Origin of the sequence: Serinicoccus shuyuelongi (assembly GCF_045032955.1) — a bacterium.
GTDB lineage: Bacteria > Actinomycetota > Actinomycetes > Actinomycetales > Dermatophilaceae > Ornithinicoccus.
Genome location: NZ_JBJFZU010000013.1, coordinates 60,370 through 76,809 on the forward strand (window position 1 = coordinate 60,370; position 16,440 = coordinate 76,809).

21 protein-coding genes are annotated in these 16,440 nt (G+C 71.6%); 15 read left to right on the plus strand and 6 right to left on the minus strand.

Features of this window, described 5'->3' with window-relative positions:
* Positions 1-127 precede the first annotated feature (127 nt).
* The 6 genes from ACI3EY_RS15055 (at position 128) to ACI3EY_RS15080 (ending at position 5,841) form a co-directional block, all read left to right on the plus strand.
* Positions 128-1,189, plus strand: coding sequence for a TRAP transporter substrate-binding protein (locus ACI3EY_RS15055; RefSeq protein ID WP_405040963.1), 1,062 nt, complete (start codon positions 128-130; stop codon positions 1,187-1,189).
* A gap of 64 nt (positions 1,190-1,253) precedes the next feature.
* A complete protein-coding gene (locus ACI3EY_RS15060; RefSeq protein ID WP_405040964.1) occupies positions 1,254-1,787 on the plus strand; it encodes a TRAP transporter small permease in 534 nt (177 codons plus the stop codon).
* A 1-nt stretch (position 1,788) separates the two neighbouring features.
* Positions 1,789-3,075, plus strand: coding sequence for a TRAP transporter large permease (locus ACI3EY_RS15065; protein ID WP_405040965.1), 1,287 nt, complete (start codon positions 1,789-1,791; stop codon positions 3,073-3,075).
* Positions 3,076-3,087: 12 nt separating this feature from the next.
* Positions 3,088-4,344: a 3-oxo-tetronate kinase gene (otnK, locus tag ACI3EY_RS15070; protein WP_405040966.1), complete on the plus strand. Its 1,257-nt coding sequence runs from the start codon at positions 3,088-3,090 to the stop codon at positions 4,342-4,344.
* A complete protein-coding gene (locus ACI3EY_RS15075) occupies positions 4,341-5,003 on the plus strand; it encodes a class II aldolase/adducin family protein (protein ID WP_405040967.1) in 663 nt (220 codons plus the stop codon). The genes otnK and ACI3EY_RS15075 overlap by 4 nt, the downstream gene beginning before the upstream one ends.
* Positions 5,004-5,013: 10 nt before the next feature.
* Complete coding sequence (locus tag ACI3EY_RS15080) at positions 5,014-5,841, plus strand: hydroxypyruvate isomerase family protein (RefSeq protein WP_405040968.1); 828 nt, start codon at positions 5,014-5,016, stop codon at positions 5,839-5,841.
* A gap of 81 nt (positions 5,842-5,922) precedes the next feature.
* Here ACI3EY_RS15080 and ACI3EY_RS15085 read toward each other — a convergent pair whose 3' ends face one another.
* From ACI3EY_RS15085 to ACI3EY_RS15095, 3 genes are all read right to left on the minus strand, one after another.
* The gene (locus ACI3EY_RS15085; protein ID WP_405036319.1) at positions 5,923-6,339 is read right to left on the minus strand and encodes a hypothetical protein; all 417 of its coding nucleotides are present in this window, start codon (positions 6,337-6,339) and stop codon (positions 5,923-5,925) included.
* A 50-nt stretch (positions 6,340-6,389) separates the two neighbouring features.
* Positions 6,390-7,241, minus strand: coding sequence for a class F sortase (locus tag ACI3EY_RS15090; protein ID WP_405040969.1), 852 nt, complete (start codon positions 7,239-7,241; stop codon positions 6,390-6,392).
* Between the two features lie 75 nt (positions 7,242-7,316).
* Complete coding sequence (locus ACI3EY_RS15095; RefSeq protein WP_405040970.1) at positions 7,317-8,279, minus strand: hypothetical protein; 963 nt, start codon at positions 8,277-8,279, stop codon at positions 7,317-7,319.
* Between the two features lie 249 nt (positions 8,280-8,528).
* Here ACI3EY_RS15095 and ACI3EY_RS15100 point away from each other — a divergent pair, with 249 nt between their 5' ends.
* The 5 genes from ACI3EY_RS15100 (at position 8,529) to ACI3EY_RS15120 (ending at position 11,964) form a co-directional block, all read left to right on the plus strand.
* Positions 8,529-9,443 (plus strand): NAD(P)-dependent oxidoreductase, encoded by a 915-nt coding sequence (locus ACI3EY_RS15100; RefSeq protein WP_405040971.1) that lies wholly within the window; start codon positions 8,529-8,531, stop codon positions 9,441-9,443.
* Between the two features lie 103 nt (positions 9,444-9,546).
* Positions 9,547-10,101 carry a hypothetical protein gene (locus tag ACI3EY_RS15105; RefSeq protein ID WP_405036322.1) on the plus strand — a complete coding sequence of 185 codons (555 nt, stop codon included), beginning with the start codon at positions 9,547-9,549 and terminating at the stop codon, positions 10,099-10,101.
* Positions 10,102-10,136: 35 nt separating this feature from the next.
* Positions 10,137-10,595, plus strand: a complete 459-nt coding sequence (locus ACI3EY_RS15110; RefSeq protein WP_405040972.1) for a phage holin family protein — start codon at positions 10,137-10,139, stop codon at positions 10,593-10,595.
* Positions 10,592-10,894: a DUF3618 domain-containing protein gene (locus ACI3EY_RS15115; protein WP_405040973.1), complete on the plus strand. Its 303-nt coding sequence runs from the start codon at positions 10,592-10,594 to the stop codon at positions 10,892-10,894. Before ACI3EY_RS15110 ends, ACI3EY_RS15115 begins: the two co-directional genes overlap by 4 nt.
* On the plus strand, positions 10,891-11,964 hold the full coding sequence (locus ACI3EY_RS15120) for a YihY/virulence factor BrkB family protein (protein WP_405040974.1): 1,074 nt from the start codon (positions 10,891-10,893) through the stop codon (positions 11,962-11,964). The genes ACI3EY_RS15115 and ACI3EY_RS15120 overlap by 4 nt, the downstream gene beginning before the upstream one ends.
* A gap of 6 nt (positions 11,965-11,970) precedes the next feature.
* Here the strand turns inward: ACI3EY_RS15120 and ACI3EY_RS15125 are convergent, their stop codons facing one another.
* Entirely contained in the window at positions 11,971-12,675 is a 705-nt protein-coding gene (locus ACI3EY_RS15125) for a TetR/AcrR family transcriptional regulator (RefSeq protein WP_405040975.1), read from the minus strand.
* Between the two features lie 88 nt (positions 12,676-12,763).
* Positions 12,764-13,291, minus strand: coding sequence for a DUF421 domain-containing protein (locus ACI3EY_RS15130; RefSeq protein ID WP_405040976.1), 528 nt, complete (start codon positions 13,289-13,291; stop codon positions 12,764-12,766).
* Between the two features lie 154 nt (positions 13,292-13,445).
* Between ACI3EY_RS15130 and ACI3EY_RS15135 the strand changes: the two genes are divergently transcribed.
* The 4 genes from ACI3EY_RS15135 to ACI3EY_RS15150 are packed head-to-tail and all read left to right on the plus strand — an operon-like array spanning position 13,446 to position 15,684.
* Entirely contained in the window at positions 13,446-13,838 is a 393-nt protein-coding gene (locus tag ACI3EY_RS15135; RefSeq protein ID WP_405036328.1) for a hypothetical protein, read from the plus strand.
* Between the two features lie 43 nt (positions 13,839-13,881).
* Complete coding sequence (locus tag ACI3EY_RS15140) at positions 13,882-14,292, plus strand: hypothetical protein (RefSeq protein WP_405040977.1); 411 nt, start codon at positions 13,882-13,884, stop codon at positions 14,290-14,292.
* 10 nt (positions 14,293-14,302) lie between these two features.
* Positions 14,303-15,208: an alpha/beta hydrolase fold domain-containing protein gene (locus tag ACI3EY_RS15145; protein ID WP_405040978.1), complete on the plus strand. Its 906-nt coding sequence runs from the start codon at positions 14,303-14,305 to the stop codon at positions 15,206-15,208.
* On the plus strand, positions 15,205-15,684 hold the full coding sequence (locus ACI3EY_RS15150; protein ID WP_405040979.1) for a DoxX family protein: 480 nt from the start codon (positions 15,205-15,207) through the stop codon (positions 15,682-15,684). Before ACI3EY_RS15145 ends, ACI3EY_RS15150 begins: the two co-directional genes overlap by 4 nt.
* On the opposite strand, the gene ACI3EY_RS15155 is transcribed toward ACI3EY_RS15150, so the two are convergent.
* On the minus strand, positions 15,644-16,417 hold the full coding sequence (locus ACI3EY_RS15155) for an SDR family NAD(P)-dependent oxidoreductase (RefSeq protein WP_405040980.1): 774 nt from the start codon (positions 16,415-16,417) through the stop codon (positions 15,644-15,646). The genes ACI3EY_RS15150 and ACI3EY_RS15155 overlap by 41 nt on opposite strands.
* Positions 16,418-16,440: the final 23 nt, after the last annotated feature.

The window sequence follows — 16,440 nt, forward strand, 5'->3', positions numbered from 1 at the left end:
GCTTCGATGTTGTGTTCTAACGAACACGCATATCTCGCGTTGACGCGGCGTCGCTGGCTACGCTACGGTCAAAGCGTTGTGCGAACGCACATATCCTTGCAATGGCGCGTGGAGAGGAACGATCAACGTGCAGACAAGAACAGTCCTGCGAGCAACCCTGGCTGCGTCCACGGCACTGGCCCTGGTGGCCTGCGGCGGACGCGGGAGCGGCGCCGACGACAGCGACGACGGCGAGGCGGCGGCTGAGGGCGGCGGCGAGGAGTCCATCACCCTCACCATCGGCCACTCGCAGGCCGCGACCGTCCCGATGAACCAGGGCGCCGAGAGGTTCAAGGAGCTGGTCGACGAAGGTTCCGACGGCCGCATCACCGTCGAGGTCTACCCGGCCGAGGAGCTCGGCTCCGAGCCCGAGATGATGGAAGGGCTCACCATGGGCAACGTGCGCGTCGCGATCGTCGCGACCGCCGTCGCCGCCGACACCTGCCCCGAGCTGGGCGTGTACGCCCTGCCCTACATCCTGGAGGGTGAGGGTGACCGTGACCAGTACGCCAACCTCCAGGAGCTCACCGGCTCGGACTGGAACGCCGGCATCGTCGAGGCCTGCGCCGAGGACACCGGCTACCGGGTCATCGACAACGCCTGGTGGTACGGCAACCGCAACCTCACGACGGCCGGTACCGAGGTCAGCGAGCCGGGTGACATGAGCGGTCTGGTCATCCGGACCCCTCCGGCAGACCTGCACACCATGGCCATCCAGGACTTCGGTGCCGAGGCGGTCCCGATGCCGTTCAGCGAGGTCTACTCGGCCCTGGACACCGGCGTCATCGACGGCCAGGAGAACCCGATCAGCACGATCTACCAGAACGCGCTCTACGAGGTCCAGGACAACCTGACCCTGACCCGTCACATGACCCAGAACCAGACGGTCCTCATGGACGAGGAGTTCTTCAGCGGTCTGAGCGAGGAGGACCAAGAGCTCATCCTGACGTCGATCCGTGACGCCGGCGAGTTCCAGTCCGACCTGCAGCTCACCACCAACGAAGAGGAGCTGGAGCTGCTGCGCGAGGAGGGCATGAACGTGGTCACCCCGGACATCGAACCGTTCCGGGCCGCCACCGAGGCCTCCGTCGACGAGCACCTGTCCGGGTTGGACATGAGCCGCGACCAGATCACCGAGCTGCAGAACTGACCAGTACCCGGGTCCGCGGCATACCCGCGGACCCGGGTCACGGACGACGGAGAGAGAGGCAGCCATGCGGGTCGTGTCTGTGCTGCGGTACCCGGCCAAGGTCCTGGAGGCGATAGCGGTCTTCCTCGTGGCCGGGGTGGTGGTCGTCATCACCGGGAGCGTGGTGCTCCGGTTCTTCGGGGTGGTCCCTCGTGGGTCCACCGAGCTGGCGACCCTGTTCTTCGCCTGGATGATCTTCGTGGGGCTGGTGCTCGGCTTCCTGGAGGGCGGGCACCTCGCGATCACGGCGCTCGTCTCGCGGCTGCGGGGTCGGCTGGAGACGGCCGTGACCGTCCTGGCCGACGTGCTCCTGCTGGTCTTCCTCGTGCTGGTGTCCTTCGAGGCCCTTCGGTACGTCCAGCTGGCCCTCGACGGCGGGCGGCTGACGCCCAGCCTGCAGATCTCACCGGCCTGGCAGTACGCGTCCGTCCTGGTCGGCATGGTGCTGGCGTCCGCCTTCGTGGTGCTCCGGGTCTGCGCCAACCTGGTCCAGCTCTGGCGCGGCGAGCCCACGCTGACCCTGCACACGCGGTACGACGACGACATCGAGAGTGTCTGACATGGGTGTCACCGTCCTCGCGCTCTCGTTCGTGGTCCTGCTCCTGCTGCGGGTCCCCATCGCCTTCGCCATGGGTCTGTCCTCCCTGGCCTACGTCTACTTCTTCATGCCGGCCAGCGTGCCGCTGACGATCATCCCGCAGCTGATGGCCTCCGAGGCGTCCTCCTTCCCGCTGCTCGCCATCCCCTTCTTCGTGCTGGTGGGCGAGTTGATGAACGCCAGCGGCATCTCCGACCGCCTGGTCCGGCTGGCGCAGGTCCTCGTCGGCCACCTGCGCGGCGGTATGGGCATGGTCGCCATCGTGTCCAGCGCGTCGATGTCCTCCTTCTCCGGTTCGTCCGTGGCCAACTCGGTCGGTACCGGCTCCATCACCATCCCGGCGATGAAGAAGCAGGGCTACCCGCCGGCGGCCGCCGCGGCCATCGAGAGCAGCTCGAGCAGCCTGGGCACCGTCATACCGCCGAGCATCTCGATGGTGGTCTACGGCTCGCTCACCGGGGTCTCGATCGGCGGCCTGTTCGTCGCCGGCTACGTCCCCGGCCTGCTGTCCGTCCTCGGCCTGGCGCTCGTGGTCCGCTGGATGGCCACCCGCTACCAGGTCCCTGTCCACCAACGGGAGAGCCTGAGCGTCGTCGGCACCGCTCTGCTGCAGGCGCTGAGCGCGCTCGCCATCCCGGTCATCATCATCGGCGGCATCCTGCTCGGGTTCATGACCCCGACGGAGGCGGGCGCCGTCGGGGCCAGCTACACCCTGGTCGTGGCCGGCATCTTCCTGCGCAGCCTGTCCTGGTCGGGGCTCTACCACGCCCTGCGTCGGACCGCCGTGACGACCGGCGTGATCCTGTCCGTCATCGCCACCGCGGCCGTGCTCGGCTACATCATGACCTACGAGCGCATCCCGCGGACCGCGGCGGACGCCCTGCTCGGCAACCTCGAGTCCGAGTGGGCGATCATGCTCGTCCTGGTCGCCCTGCTGATCGTCATCGGCAGCTTCATGGAGACCAACGCCGCCATCGCGATCATCGCGCCGATCATCGTGGGCATCACCAGCAGCTCCGATCTGGACCCGCTCTTCGTCGGTGTCATCGTGGTGGCCGCCCTGGCGCTCGGGGTGGCGACCCCTCCGGTCGGTGTCTGCCTGTTCGTGACCGCCAAGCTCGCCCGGACCACCATCGAGAAGGTGTCCGTGGCCGTGCTGCCCCTGGTCGGCGTCCTGATCGCCGTCGTGGTGATCCTGGCGCTGCTCCCCGACGTGGTCCTGTTCCTGCCCCGCCTGCTCGGCTACTGACGAGGAGCCACCGTGAGACACGCAGCCATCGCCGACGACTTCACCGGCGCGACGGACCTGGCCGGCAACTGGCGTGCGCGAGGTCTGCGGACCTCCGTGCTGCTGGGCGCCGAGCACGACCCCGCGGAACTGGCGGGTCTCAAGGACGACGACGCGGTCGTCGTCGCCCTCAAGACCCGCAGCATCGCGGCCGACGCCGCGGTGGAGCAGAGCCTCACCGCCGCGCGTCTGCTCCGCGGGCTGGGTTACGAGCAGCTCTACGACAAGTACTGCTCCACCTTCGACTCCACGCCGCAGGGGAACATCGGCCCGGTGGCCGACGCGCTGTTGGAGCTCACCGGGGCCTCCCGTGCGGTCGTGGTCCCGTCCTTCCCGGACAACCACCGCACCGTCTACCAGGGGCACCTCTTCGTCGGCTCCCAGCCGCTGGACGAGAGCCCGCTCAAGGACCATCCGCTCAACCCGATGTGGGACTCCGACGTCGTCCGGATCTTGAGCCCCCAGACGGTGCACCAGGTCGGGCTCGTCCCGCACGAGGTCGTGCGCCAGGGCCCTGCCGCCGTCCGCGAGGTCCTCGACCGGGCGGAGGCGGACGGTCGGCGCCTGGTCGTCGTCGACGCGCTCACCAACGACGACCTCGCGGTCATCGCCGAGGCCACGAGGCAGGACCCGCTCGTCACGGGTGGCTCCGGCCTGGCCCTCGGTGCGCTCGCGGGGGTGGGACAGCCGGAGGAGGTCACCGAAACCGGCTCGGAGAAGCTCATCCTCTCCGGCAGCGCCTCGGCCGCGACCCAGGAGCAGGTCCAGCGTGCACAGGCATACCTGGCCCATCGCCGCCTCGACGTCGCGGCCCTGGCTGGGGACCGGGACGCGGAACTGGACCGGGTCGTGTCCTGGGTTTGCGAGGAGTGGCGTCGCGCACCGGGGAGTCCGGTGCTCGTCTACTCCGTGGGCCACCCCGGCGACGTCGACCCGGACCCCGCCGTCCGGGCCGCGACCGCCCCGCTGGTGGAGGCCGCGCTCGCCGACGTTGCCGCGCTGCTCTCCGGTGCCGGAGCCCTGCAGCTCGTCGTCGCCGGTGGTGAGACCTCCGGTGCGGTCCTTGAGCGCCTCGGGGTACGACGACTGCGGGTGGGCCAGCCCCTCAGCCCCGGCGTCTCCTGGTTGAGCGGGACGGATGCCGGCGGGACCGACCACAACGTCGTCCTCAAATCGGGCAACTTCGGCACCGCCGACCTGTTCCTCACCGCCTGGGAGGCCCTGCGATGAGCGCCACCGTCGAGCAGCTGTGCTGGGCAGGTCGTCACCTGGCCGAGCTCGGTCTCTCCCCGGGCGCGTCGGGAAACATCTCGGTGCGGGTCGGTTCCGAGGTCCACCTGACCCCGAGCGGGTCGTCGCTGAGCCGGCTCGACGCTACCGCGCTGTCCAGGATGACAGTGACCGCCGAGGGCCTCGAGCACGTGAGCGGGCCACGACCCTCGAAGGAGTACGGACTGCACGGGGCGTTGTACGTCCGCGACCCTGAGGCCGTCTGCGTCGTGCACCTGCACTCCCCGTATGCCGTCGCGGCCTCCTGCCTGCCGGCGTGGGCCGAGCACAGCGCGCTGCCGCCGCTGACGCCCTACCTGCTGATGCGGGTCGGGAACCTGCCGATGGTCCCGTACGCACCTCCGGGGGACGTCGGTCAGGCCGCCGCCCTGCGGGACCTGACCGTGGACTGTCACGGGGCGCTGCTGCAGAACCACGGCCCGGTCGTGGCCGGCGCGTCCGTCGAGGAGGCCGTCGCCCGGGCCATCGAGATCGAGCAGGCCGCCCGGGTGACGCTGTCCGTCGGGCAGCGACCGGAGGCGCGCCTGCTCGCCGCGGACGAGGTCGAGCACCTCACCACCACCTACGGACAGCCCTGGGGCGTCTCCACCACCGTCTGAGAGGACCGTCATGTTCGACAACCTGCGCTGGGTAGCCAACCTGAGCCTGCTGTTCACCGAGACGGAGCTGCTGGAGCGGCCCGCCGCCGCCCGGGAGGCGGGCTTCACCGAGGTGGAGTTCTGGTGGCCGTTCGGCACCACCGGTCGCCCGTCCACCCAGGAGGTGGACCGCTTCGTCCGGGCTGTCGACGAGGCGGGGGTCTCGCTGACCGCGATGAACCTCTTCGCCGGTGACATGCCGGCGGGGGAGCGCGGGGTGCTCTCCTATCCCGAACGGGTCGAGGAGTTCCGGGACAGCGTCGACATCGCCATGGACATCGGTCGTCGGCTGGGCACCCGGATGTTCAACGCCCCGTACGGGCACCGACGGGAGGGCCTGGACGCGCAGGAGCAGGACGCGGTCGCCGACGGCTCGTTGGCGTATGCCGCGACCCAGGCCGCCGAGATCGATGCCACCATCATGTTCGAGCCGGTCAGTGGGATGCCGCCCTACCCGATGAAGACGTCCGCCGACGCCCTGGCGATCATCGACCGCGTCGGCCGCGGCACCGGGGTCACCAACCTCGGCTTCCTGCTGGACCAGTTCCACCTCGCCCGGAACGGCGAGGACCCGGTGGCCACCGCCCGTGAGCTGGGGGCGACGGTGCACCACGTGCAGCTGGCCGACACCCCTGACCGGGGCGAGCCCGGCAGCGGTGACGGCCGGATCGAGACCTTCGTCGCGACCGCGGTGGAGGCGGGCTACCAGGGCGCCTTGGCGCTCGAGTTCATCCCGACAACGTCGACCGTCGCGAGCCTTGGGGCCTGGCGTCGCTGGTTGCGCACCCTCGAGAGCTGAGGGCCGCGGACACGATCCGCGGCGAGCGGCTGTCGAGGCCATTTCGGCCCGGCCGTGACGGGATGCCAGGGCGAGCGCTGGTCAGGGGTGCGCCGCCACCTCGACCGTCGCGACGTACTCCGTCGGGTCGCAGTGCGGACCGTTGGGCTGGACGACCTCAGGGGTGACCGTCAGGGTCACCGGTCCGGCGACGACGCGACGGCCCTCGTGCACCGTCACCTGCACCTCGACCGGCCGCTCGGAGTCGACCCAGGGCGCCTCGACGAAGAAGTTCGGCCGCTCCCCGGCGGCGAGGTCCTGGGCGGTGGCGGGGCAGTGGCCGCGGACACAGGTGGTCACGTCCATCCGGGTGTCCTCCTCCGCCACCGCGGCATCTCCGGTGACCAGCACCTGGACCCCGCTCGCGGCTCCCACCGCGGTGCACCCGATGCTGCAGCCGCTGACGCCGAGGCACGCGGAGAGGAGAAGCAGCAGCGGCACGCCCCGGCTGAGGATCATGTGGTCAACGCTACGGCCGAGGCCGGACGGCCGCATACCGGTGATGGTTGTCATGCCGTCCGGGTCGCCTGCACCACCCAGTTGTTCACGCTGTGCCCGGTGAGGTCGATCCCTTGCCCCAGGTCGCAGGAGAACAACGAGACCTTGCGGTCCGGGTCGGGCAGACGCCATACCCAGGCGTAGTCCGAGCCGGCCTTCTCGGTGACGTCGTTCTTCGGCACCGACAGCGCGTCCGCGTCGGCGCTGAAGCTGGCCTGCTCACCGTCGGCGTAGCCGATCGTGATGGTGTCCCCGGCGCGCACCTCGCCCAGGCGGTGGAACACGTCCTGGACGCCGTCATACCTGGTATGCCCGGCCAGCACCCCGGGGTACGTCGAGAGGTCACCCGGCACGGTGGCCCACTCCGGCGGGCCGTACCAGCCCACCACCCCTGCGGGCGGGTTGAGCTCGTCCCGGTCGTTCAGCTGGGTGAGGGCGACGGGCGCGTCCACCAGGACCTCGGCACCACGGGAGATGGTGACGTGGACCGGGCCCGCCTCGACGTCGGCGATGGCGGGAACCTGCGTCGGGGTGGGCTCGGCGGTCGCTGCAGGTGAAGGGGCCTGGGTCGCGGTCGGTACGGGGGTCGACGTCCTGCGCGGTGCCTTCGGCGTGGGACGTTCGCGGGCGTCCCGGGTCGCGGTGATGGCCTCGGTCGGCGCCGGCGCCGGGGCCGGCGAGGCAGATGCTGCAGCAGACGGCGGTGCGGTCGCGATGTCGGTATCGGCCTGGCCCACCGCCGAGCCTCCCCGCCACCCCCAGAACGTCAGCAGTGCACCGACCAGGGCGAGCGCGAGCAGGCTCACGGTGGCCCCCCTGCGCAGGGTCCGTCGATGCGGGCCGGTGCTCGGGCTGATGGCCACGGGTGGCTCCTCGGGTGGGTGACGATGACGCCCCCGTCGGGCCGGTGGGCGCGGCGGGGGCATCGGGAGGTCGGATCAGACGGTGCGGCGCACGAGTGCCAGGCCCGCCAGGGACAGCAGCCCCAGGCCGAGGCTCATGGTCGCGGTGTTCGCGCCACCGTCGGTCTGCACCTTGCCGGGGATCGTGTGCTCGTCGTCACCGGGCTGCCCGGGCTCCGGCTGGGTCGGCTCGGTGGGCTCGGGCTCTGTGGGGACGGCGCAGTCCTGCTCGACCTCCACGTCGCCCTCACCGGCAAAGGAGATCTCATCGTCGATGGGCAGCAGGTCCTCGTCGAGGCCGGTGATGCTCACCCAGTAGACGGAGTCGTACGCGGTCTCGATGGTGTGGGACTCGCCAGGCGCGAGGAAGAAGTAGTTCTCCTCGTAGGTGGTGGCGTCCTCGACGATCCAGACCACGGCGATCTCTACGTCCGTCCGGCTGGTGAAGGTCACGGTCCCGCAGTCGGGCTCGGCGACGGTCCACTCGTCCTCGGGCAGGTAGGGGAACTCCTCGCCGTCACAGCCCTCGCTGGAGACGCCGGTGACCGTGACCGGACCGTGCAGGAGCGTCTGCTCCGCCGCGGAGGTGCGGTCGTAGACGAGCACCTGGAAGGTGCCGGTCTCCCCCTCCTCGAGCCAGTCGCTCCAGACGGCGGCCGAGCCGTCGTAGAAGCGCTGGGTGCTGAGGGTGACCCAGGTGCCGTCCACCTGCTCCTGCAGGACCAGGCGCAGGTCGGTGTCGTCGCGGGCGTACTCCACGTAGACGTTGTAGGAGCTGTCCCAGCACTCGGGGCCGACGTAGTCCACGACGAAGTCCTCGGCCGGAAGGGCCTGGGGTGCCTCCTCGACCGGAGCCGGATCCGCGGTCTGAGCGGCGTCGTCCTCCATGGCCGAGACCGCAGGGGCGGCGACGAGGGAGGCCAGCATCAGGGCGAAGGCGGCCAGCAGGGCCGTGAGCAGGGCGAGTGGCGGCCGCAGGGTAAGGCGGGGTAGGGACATGTGCTTCTCCGGGGATGTGGTCGTGCAGCCGCGCCGATCGGGGCCGGTCGGAGCGACGCCCCGTCGAGGGAATGTTAAGTCAGCCGAACCCGTCTGCGTACATACCGGAACAACATGCAGAAGTGAAATAGATCACACAGCGTGGAGGCTGTCTTCGCAGGTCAGCCGGGTGTATACCGCTCACCTTCGGTGCCGGCCTCATACTGGGACGGTGCTGAGCACGTTCGCTTCCGCGCCGAAGGAGATCCTGTGCTCCCGGCCCGGGCGAACCAACCCAATCGAGGAAAGGCAGGACGTATGCACAAGGTCTCCTTCGTCGGACTCGGGGTGATGGGGCGGCCGATGGCCGCCAACCTCGCCCGCGCCGGCTTCGACGTCCGGGCGTACACGCGCACCCCGGCGTCCCGTGACCGTGCCCGCCAGGAGGGGGTGCCGGTCGTGAACTCGCTCGGCGAGCTGCATACCGACCCCGACGTGGTGCTGACGATGCTCCCGGACGGCCCTGACGTGCGGGCCGTGCTGCTCGATGCCGACCTGCCGCTCGGCGAGGGCGGCCTGGTCATCGACATGTCGACGATCGACCCGGCCGTGAGCCGCGAGATCGCCGAGGAGCTGGGTGCCCTCGGGCACCGGGTGCTGGACGCCCCGGTCAGTGGTGGCGAGCAGGGGGCCATCGACGCCGCGCTGTCGATCATGGTGGGAGGCGACGAGGCGGATCATGAGGCCGCACTCCCTGTGCTGCAGGCCCTAGGCAGCACCGTCGTGCGGGTCGGCGAGGCCGGGTCAGGGCAGGTGGTCAAGGCCGCCAACCAGCTCATCGTCGCCGGCAACCTGCAGCTGATCGCCGAGGCGTTGGTGTTCCTGGAGGCGCACCAGGTCGACCTCGGCCCCGCGGTGGACGTCCTCGGGGGCGGGCTGGCCGGGAGCACGGCGCTGACCAGGAAGCGTGACGCCTTCCTGAACCAGGACTACACGCCCGGGTTCCGCGCCACGCTGCACGACAAGGATCTGCGGATCGCGCACGCAGCGGCGGACGACGTCGGGGTGGTGCTGCCGGTCGGCGGGGTCGTCCGGCAGCTGATGCGCTCGCTCGTCGCCACCGGCGACGGCGGGCTGGACCATTCGGCGCTGCACCGGGTGGTCCGCAGGCTCTCCGGACGCTGACCTCCGGGCGCCCCCGCGGAGGGGGGTGGACGTTCAGGACGCAGGGCACGGACAGGGTGCTTACGGTGTACACAACCATGCACCACCACCCTGAGGAGTTCAGATGAGCAGCAACCGCGCCACCTTCGTCCGGTCCATGCACGACCTCGGCGCCGCCTCCTGGTTCGGCGGATCCCTGATGGGAGCCACCGGCCTGAACGGCGCCTCCGCGGACACCTCCGACGGGCGCGAGGCCCTCACCGTGGCCACCTCCGGCTGGGCGCGCTGGTCCCCGGTCGCCGCCGCCTCCATCGCCCTGCACCTGGTCGGCGGAGCCGGTGTGCTGCTGGACAACCGCACCCGTGCCCGCCACCAGGACGGTGTCCGCGCCAACACGGTGACCAAGATCGTCCTGACCGGAGCCGCGCTCGCGACGACCGCCTACTCGGGAGTCCTCGGCGGCAAGATCGCCCAGCACCTCAAGGACGGGGACACTCCGGCCGCACACTCCGCCACCGCGCCCCGCTCGGACACCCCCACCGACCTCGCCGAGCAGCAGAAGCAGCTGCGCATCCTGCAGTGGGCCACCCCCGTCCTGGTCGGCGCCGTCATCGTGCTCGGCGCCCAGCAGGGTGAGCAGCAGCGCGCCTCGCAGGTCGTCAAGGGCCTCTTCCGCTGATCTCGCACCACCCTCACGACCACCAGGAGGCACCCATGGCAGCACCAGGACCGACGGCACCCGGATCGACGTCCCCAGGATCCGCGTCCCCCGGATCGACGACCCCCGGGAGCGATCCCTCCACCGGCGAACTCGTCTCGCGGCTGACCGAGCAGGTGAGCACGCTCGTCCGTGACGAGCTGCGGCTCGCCCAGGCCGAGCTGAGCGAGAAGGCGTCGCACGCGGGCAGGGGCGTCGGCCTGTTCGGCGCCGGCGGCCTCCTCGGGTTCCTCGGTGCCGCCGGGCTGGTCACCACCGCCATCCTGGCCCTCGCGCTGGTGCTGCCCGCCTGGGCCGCGGCGCTGGTCGTCAGCCTTGCGCTGCTGGCATCCGCGGGTGTCGCGGGCCTGATCGGCAAGAAGCAGGTGGACGAGGCGACCCCGCTGACGCCGGAGCGCACCAAGGAGTCCGTCCAGCAGGACCTGGCGCAGGTCAAGGAAGGGGCGCACCGATGATTCACGACACGGAGCAGGACACGGCGGCGACGCCGGAAGTGCAGGAGATCGAGGAGACCATCCAGAGGCACCGTGAGGACCTGGCGCAGACCGTCGACGCCCTGTCCGCGCGGCTGGACGTGAAGGCCAGGGCCCGCGACGCGATGAGCTCCGCCACGGCGAAGGTGCGGTCGACGCTGACCGGACCGGGCGAGGGACCGGACTCGAACACCGACCCGGCGCGGCTGGTCGCCCTGGCCCTGAGCGGGGTGGCGGTCGTCACCCTCTGGTCCGGCGTCGCTCGCAGGACCCGCCGGTGAGCCGGCAGACGGACGCCGACCAGGATCGCCGTCAGCGGGATCCCGAGTCCGCGGACAAGCCGGACTCGCCCACCGACGTGAGCGGCCCCGGCTGGAGGTACACGGCGCGCAAGGCGTTCCGGGAGTTCATCGACGACGACTGCACCGACCTGGCGGCGGCGCTCACCTACTACGCCGTGCTGGCGATGTTCCCGGCCCTCATCGCGCTGTTCTCGCTGCTGGGCGTGGTCGGCCAGAGCCAGGCCACCCTGGACGCGGTGATGCCCGTCCTCGGCCAGGTCGTCGGCGAGGAGGGGGCCTCCACCCTGGAACCGGTGGTGCAGTCCCTGGCCTCGTCCCCCGGGGCCGGGCTGGCGCTGGTGCTCGGCCTGCTGACGGCGCTGTGGTCCGCCTCCGGGTACGTCAACGCCTTCAGCCGGGCGATGAACTCGGTCTACGAGATCGAGGAGGGCCGGCCCGTCTGGAAGCTGCGTCCGGTCCTGCTGCTGGTCACCCTGGTGATGCTGCTGCTGGTGGTCGTCGTCGCCCTGCTGCTGGTGCTCTCCGGCAGCGTCGCCGAGGCCGTCGGGGACGCGGTCGGCCTCGGGTCGACCGCCCTGCTGGTGGCCCGCATCGCCAAGTGGCCGGTCATCGTCGCCCTGGTGGTCCTCGTCGTGGCGATCCTCTACTACACCACCCCCAACGTGAAGCAGCCGACGTTCCGGTGGATCAGCGTCGGCGCGATCGTGGCACTCGTGGTCTGGGCGGTGGCCTCGGCCGGGTTCGGGTTCTACATCGCCACCTTCGCCAGCTACGGCAACACCTACGGGTCGCTGGCCGGTGTCGTCATCTTCCTGCTCTGGCTGTGGATCACCAACCTCGCGCTGCTCTTCGGCGCGGAGGTCGACGCCGAGCTGGAGCGCACCCGGGAGCTGCTCGCCGGGCAGCACGCGGAGGAGCAGATCCAGCTGCCGCCGCGTGACGACACGAAGATCCGGAAGGACGAGGAGAAGGCCCGCGAGGACATACGGCAGGGGCGCGAGCTGCGCCGCGACGCCGACCGTGACGCCGGTCGCGACACCGACGCCTGAGCCGGGCTACTGGCTGCGCGTCATCTCGAGCCGGTCGATGAGCATCTCCAGCGCCATCTCGAAGTGCTGGTCGGCGGTGTCCCTGCTCAGCAGGGGCCGCAGCCGCACCACAGCCGGGAACCGGTCGACGTCGGTCCTGCCGTCGGCGTTGGGCACCGTCGCCTCACCCTCGTCGAGCGGCTCGTCGGCCGGACCGCCGGGCGCCCCGCGCTGCAGGCTCTCCAGCAGGAGGTGGCCGAGCAGGAAGGAGGTGAACGCCTGGTAGGTGGTCGCGATCTGCTCGTCCTCGAAGCCGAGCCGGTCCAGGGTGTCCAGGAAGTGCTCGACGACCGCGAGGCTGCGCAGCGGTGGCCGGAGCCAGGCTGCGGCCGGGTGGCGGGTGGCCATCAGCGGGAACACCCGGGGGTGGGTCACCGCCACGTCCCGCACCGCGTGCGCCAGGCTCTGCAGGTAGCCCTGCCAGGTGGCGGTGAGCTCGGGGTCCAGTGACTGCAGGACACCGTCGAGGACCTGCTGCACCACCCCTTCCAGCAGGTCCTCCCGGCCGCTCACGTGCCGGTACAGCGCCATCCCCTCCACGCCCAGCGCCGCCCCGAGGCTGCGCATGCTCAGCGCAGGCAGGCCGTCGGCGTCGATGACCTCGAGCGCCTTGCCGACGATCTCATCGCGGCTCAGCGGGTAGGTCCTGGTGCTGTCGGTCCGGCGGGCCATCCGAGGTCTCCTCCACGTCGTCCCTGGCAGGCTACCTGCGCGGGGTGGGTCGACCGGCTGCCAGCCCTGACCTTCCAGCACTGACCTGCTAGCCCGACCGGGTCCCGGACCAGCCAGGGACGGCGGCCAGCGCCTGTCCGTCGCCGACCGAGGAGCGGCCGACGACGCTGAGGGTGCCGTCCGGCTCCAGCACCACCGCTCCGACCGAGTCCAGACCACCGTGCCCGGAGGAGCGGATCGCCTGCATCACCTCGTCCTGGGTGAGCCGCATCCGCGTCAGGGCCTCCTCCAGCAGCCGGCCGTGCATCACCACCACGGTCGGCTCGGCGTTGACGAAGGAGCGTCCTCCGGGCAGCCGGCTGGTGACCGTGGTGACGGCGAGCTGGGCCAGGACCAGCAGGGCCATCCCGGTCAGCGCGTCGACGTAGCGCACGTCCTTGCTGAGTACCGCGCTGGCCAGCATCGAGCCCAGCGCGACGGTCACCACCAGGTCGAAGGCACTCAGCTTGGCCAGGACGCGCTTGCCGCTGAGGCGCAGCAGCACCACCAGCGCGACGTACGAGGCGGCCCCGACGAGCACGATCCTCAGGACGGCGGACCACGAGTCGAACCACACGGTCGGACCTCTCCTCGGCGACGACGGACGTCCAGTCTGCGCCCCGGCATACCGCGGGAACGGGGTGGGGTCCCTAGGCTGGGGGTATGCCCTCCCTCGCCCCCGCGTGCCCGTCGCCGGCAGCGGCGCCCCGCCCGGTCGGGGTGAGCGCCCGATGACCTGGACCCGGCACCGGCCCAAGGCCCTGTCGTGGGCCCTGGTGCTGGCGTTCGTGCTGGTCATCGTCTTCACGGTCCGCCACTACACCTCGGGCGGTGTCGCCGTCAGCGACGACCTGGTCGGTCTGGTGCTCCGGCTGGCCGTGCTCGTGCTGATCGCGGTGACGTACCTGCGGATCGGCGGCAGCACCACCGTGTCCGCCGACGGTCTGGTCGTGCACAACGGGGTGCGGGCCCTGGAGATCGAGCGGGGCGCCGTCACGGCGGTGCGCGAGGACCCGCGACGTGGGGGAGCGGTGGCGGTGCTGGGCAACGGCCGCGCGGTGGAGCTGCCCGGGGTCCCGATGAGCGACGTGGCCACCCTGCGCAAGCGGCTGAAGCGCCGCTGAGGCGGGTGCGGTGGCGCCCGGCGCGGAACCGCAGGAGTGGCTGATGCAGCCGCGCTGGCTGCCGACCCTGCGCGCGGGCATCGGCGTCGCCGTGATCCTCAGCGCCGTCGGGGCGCTGGTCGTGGCCTGGCCGTGGCGGCCGCTGGAGGTGGGCCTGACTTCCCTGTGGGCCGGCTACGGGGCCTTCCTGGTCTGGGCCAGCCGGCGCGAGCGCAGCGGCACCCGGCTGGAGGAGGAGGCCATCGTGCTCACCTCCGGGGCGCAGGTCACCCGGCTGACCCGCGACGACATCCTGGACCTGCGGACCGACCTGCCCGGTCGGCACGCCTGGCGGGTGCAGGCGGTCGCCCGGGACGGACGGCTCATCACCCTGCTGGCGGTGCCTCCCACGGAGCTGGAGCGGCTGCGCCGCTGGCACGTCGACCCGCAGGGCTGGCGCGCCCGCCGACCCTAGGCTGGGGCGCATGGACATCCGAGACCTGCGCCCGACCGAGACCGGGGCGCCGCCCACGCACCTGCCGCCGCTGACCGGGGAGGTCGTCGCCGGGGCCCGCAGCCGCACCGGTCTCACCTACGCGATGCTGCGGGGCCACCGCTCGCTGACCCTCGACCTGCACGTCCCGGTCGGGGTGAGCGACCCCCCGCTGGTCGTCTGGATCCACGGCGGGGGCTGGGCCGAGGGGGACCGCCGCTACCTGCCGCTGTGGTGGACCCAGCAGGGGCTCTTCGAGAAGGTCGTCGCCGCCGGGATGGCGGTCGCCACCATCGACTACCGGCACCTGGGTGAAGCGCCCTTCCCCGCCTGCGTGCACGACGTGCACGCAGCACTGCGCTACCTGCACCGGTATGCCGACGAGCTCGGCGTCGACGCGTCGCGCACGGGCGTCTGGGGCGAGTCCGCCGGGGGCCATCTGGCGTGCATGGCGTCCTTCGCGCCGGCCCGTGCCGCCCACGGCGACGTGGTCGACGATGTCGACCTGCTCGGTGCCGTCGGGGTGCAGGGCCCGCAGCCGCTGCCGGCGGCGCTCGTCGCCTGGTACACCCCCAACGACCAGTTCCACGCGTTCCTGGCCGGCTGGGACGGCCCCGGCCCGGCCGCGGACCCGGGGATCGTCCGGGCGCTGCTGCCGGTCTCGCAGGTCAGTGCGTGGTCCCCGCCCACCCTCGTGGTGCACGGTACCCAGGACAGCATCGTGCCGGTCGAGGACGCCCACCGGATCCACGACGCGCTGGTCGCTGCCGGGGCGGACTCACGGCTCTCGATCGTCCAGGACGCCGACCACTGCTTCGTCGGGCGGCCCGTCGACCCGATCCTGGACGAGTCGGTGGCCTTCCTCGCGAGCCACCTGCTGCCGCGGGAGAGCCGGTGAGCTCGACGGGCGCGAGGCCGACGCGGACGTCCTGGCCGCGCACCCTGGCCCGGCTCCTGCTCGGTGCCGCGCTGCTCTTCACCGGCACCGGCCACCTCACCTTCGGGCGGCAGGAGTTCCAGGCGCAGGTGCCGAGCTGGGTGCCGGTGGACGCCGACCTCGTGGTGCTGGCCTCCGGGGTGGCCGAGCTGGCCCTCGGGCTGGGTCTGCTCCTGCTCGTTCGGCACCGGGTGCTGATGGGGTGGCTGACCGCGGCCTTCTTCGTCGCGATCTTCCCCGGCAACGTCGCGCAGTACGTCGAGGGTCGGGACGCCTTCGGGCTGGAGACCGACCAGGGGCGCCTGGTCCGGCTGTTCTTCCAGCCGGTGCTGGTGGCGTGGGCGCTGTGGTCGACCGGAGCCTGGCGCGCCTGGCGGGCAGGGCGCCGGGAACGGGTCAGCGCGGGGGCATCCGCAACGCACCGTCGAGGCGGATGACCTCGCCGTTGAGCATCGGGTTCTCCACGATGTGGGCGACCAGCGCGGCATACTCGGTGGGTCGGCCCAGGCGCGAGGGGTGCGGCACCAGCGCCTCCAACGAGTCCTTCACCTCGTCGCCGAGGCCCGACATCATCGGGGTCTCGAAGACGCCGGGGGCGATGGTCATCACCCGGATGCCCTTGTCGGCGAGGTCGCGGGCGGCGGTGAGCGTGAGCCCGACGACCCCCGCCTTGGAGCTGGCGTAGGCGGCCTGGCCCACCTGGCCGTCGTAGGCGGCGACACTGGCGGTCATCACGATGACGCCCCGGTCGCCGTGCTCGGCGAGGTCGGGCTCGTTGGCGGCCATCGCCTCAGCCGCCAGCCGGAGCACGTTGAAGGTGCCGATCAGGTTGATCTCCACCACCGTGCGGTATGCCTCGAGGTCAGCCACCCCGCGGCGCGAGAGGATCCGGCCGGGGGTCGCGACCCCGGCGCAGTTCACCACCACCCGCAGCTCGCCCAGGTCGGTGGCGGCGCGGACCGCGGCGGCGACCTGCTCGCCGTCCCGCACGTCGGCGGCGGCGAAGCTCACCCGGTCGCCGAGCTCGTCGGCCAGCTCCTCGCCCCGGCCACCGGGCAGGTCCACGAGGAGCACCTTGGCCCCGGCGTCCAGCAGTCGGCGGGCACTCTGCTCGCCGAGGCCGCTGGCGGCCCCGGTGACGAGGGCGACGGTGCGCTCGGTGATCTGCATGGTGCGGGTCCTCTCGGGTGGGG

What these genes read in the sequence shown, in the direction of transcription:
- ACI3EY_RS15155 (WP_405040980.1), bottom strand. Translation starts at nt 16,417, where the DNA reads ATGCAGATCACCGAGCGCACCGTCGCCCTCGTCACCGGGGCCGCCAGC.
- ACI3EY_RS15075 (WP_405040967.1), top strand. Translation starts at nt 4,341, where the DNA reads ATGAGCGCCACCGTCGAGCAGCTGTGCTGGGCAGGTCGTCACCTGGCC.
- ACI3EY_RS15135 (WP_405036328.1), top strand. Translation starts at nt 13,446, where the DNA reads ATGACCTGGACCCGGCACCGGCCCAAGGCCCTGTCGTGGGCCCTGGTG.
- ACI3EY_RS15060 (WP_405040964.1), top strand. Translation starts at nt 1,254, where the DNA reads ATGCGGGTCGTGTCTGTGCTGCGGTACCCGGCCAAGGTCCTGGAGGCG.
- ACI3EY_RS15065 (WP_405040965.1), top strand. Translation starts at nt 1,789, where the DNA reads ATGGGTGTCACCGTCCTCGCGCTCTCGTTCGTGGTCCTGCTCCTGCTG.
- ACI3EY_RS15115 (WP_405040973.1), top strand. Translation starts at nt 10,592, where the DNA reads ATGATTCACGACACGGAGCAGGACACGGCGGCGACGCCGGAAGTGCAG.
- ACI3EY_RS15105 (WP_405036322.1), top strand. Translation starts at nt 9,547, where the DNA reads ATGAGCAGCAACCGCGCCACCTTCGTCCGGTCCATGCACGACCTCGGC.
- ACI3EY_RS15080 (WP_405040968.1), top strand. Translation starts at nt 5,014, where the DNA reads ATGTTCGACAACCTGCGCTGGGTAGCCAACCTGAGCCTGCTGTTCACC.
- ACI3EY_RS15085 (WP_405036319.1), bottom strand. Translation starts at nt 6,339, where the DNA reads ATGATCCTCAGCCGGGGCGTGCCGCTGCTGCTTCTCCTCTCCGCGTGC.
- ACI3EY_RS15125 (WP_405040975.1), bottom strand. Translation starts at nt 12,675, where the DNA reads ATGGCCCGCCGGACCGACAGCACCAGGACCTACCCGCTGAGCCGCGAT.
- ACI3EY_RS15110 (WP_405040972.1), top strand. Translation starts at nt 10,137, where the DNA reads ATGGCAGCACCAGGACCGACGGCACCCGGATCGACGTCCCCAGGATCC.
- ACI3EY_RS15145 (WP_405040978.1), top strand. Translation starts at nt 14,303, where the DNA reads ATGGACATCCGAGACCTGCGCCCGACCGAGACCGGGGCGCCGCCCACG.
- ACI3EY_RS15095 (WP_405040970.1), bottom strand. Translation starts at nt 8,279, where the DNA reads ATGTCCCTACCCCGCCTTACCCTGCGGCCGCCACTCGCCCTGCTCACG.
- ACI3EY_RS15140 (WP_405040977.1), top strand. Translation starts at nt 13,882, where the DNA reads ATGCAGCCGCGCTGGCTGCCGACCCTGCGCGCGGGCATCGGCGTCGCC.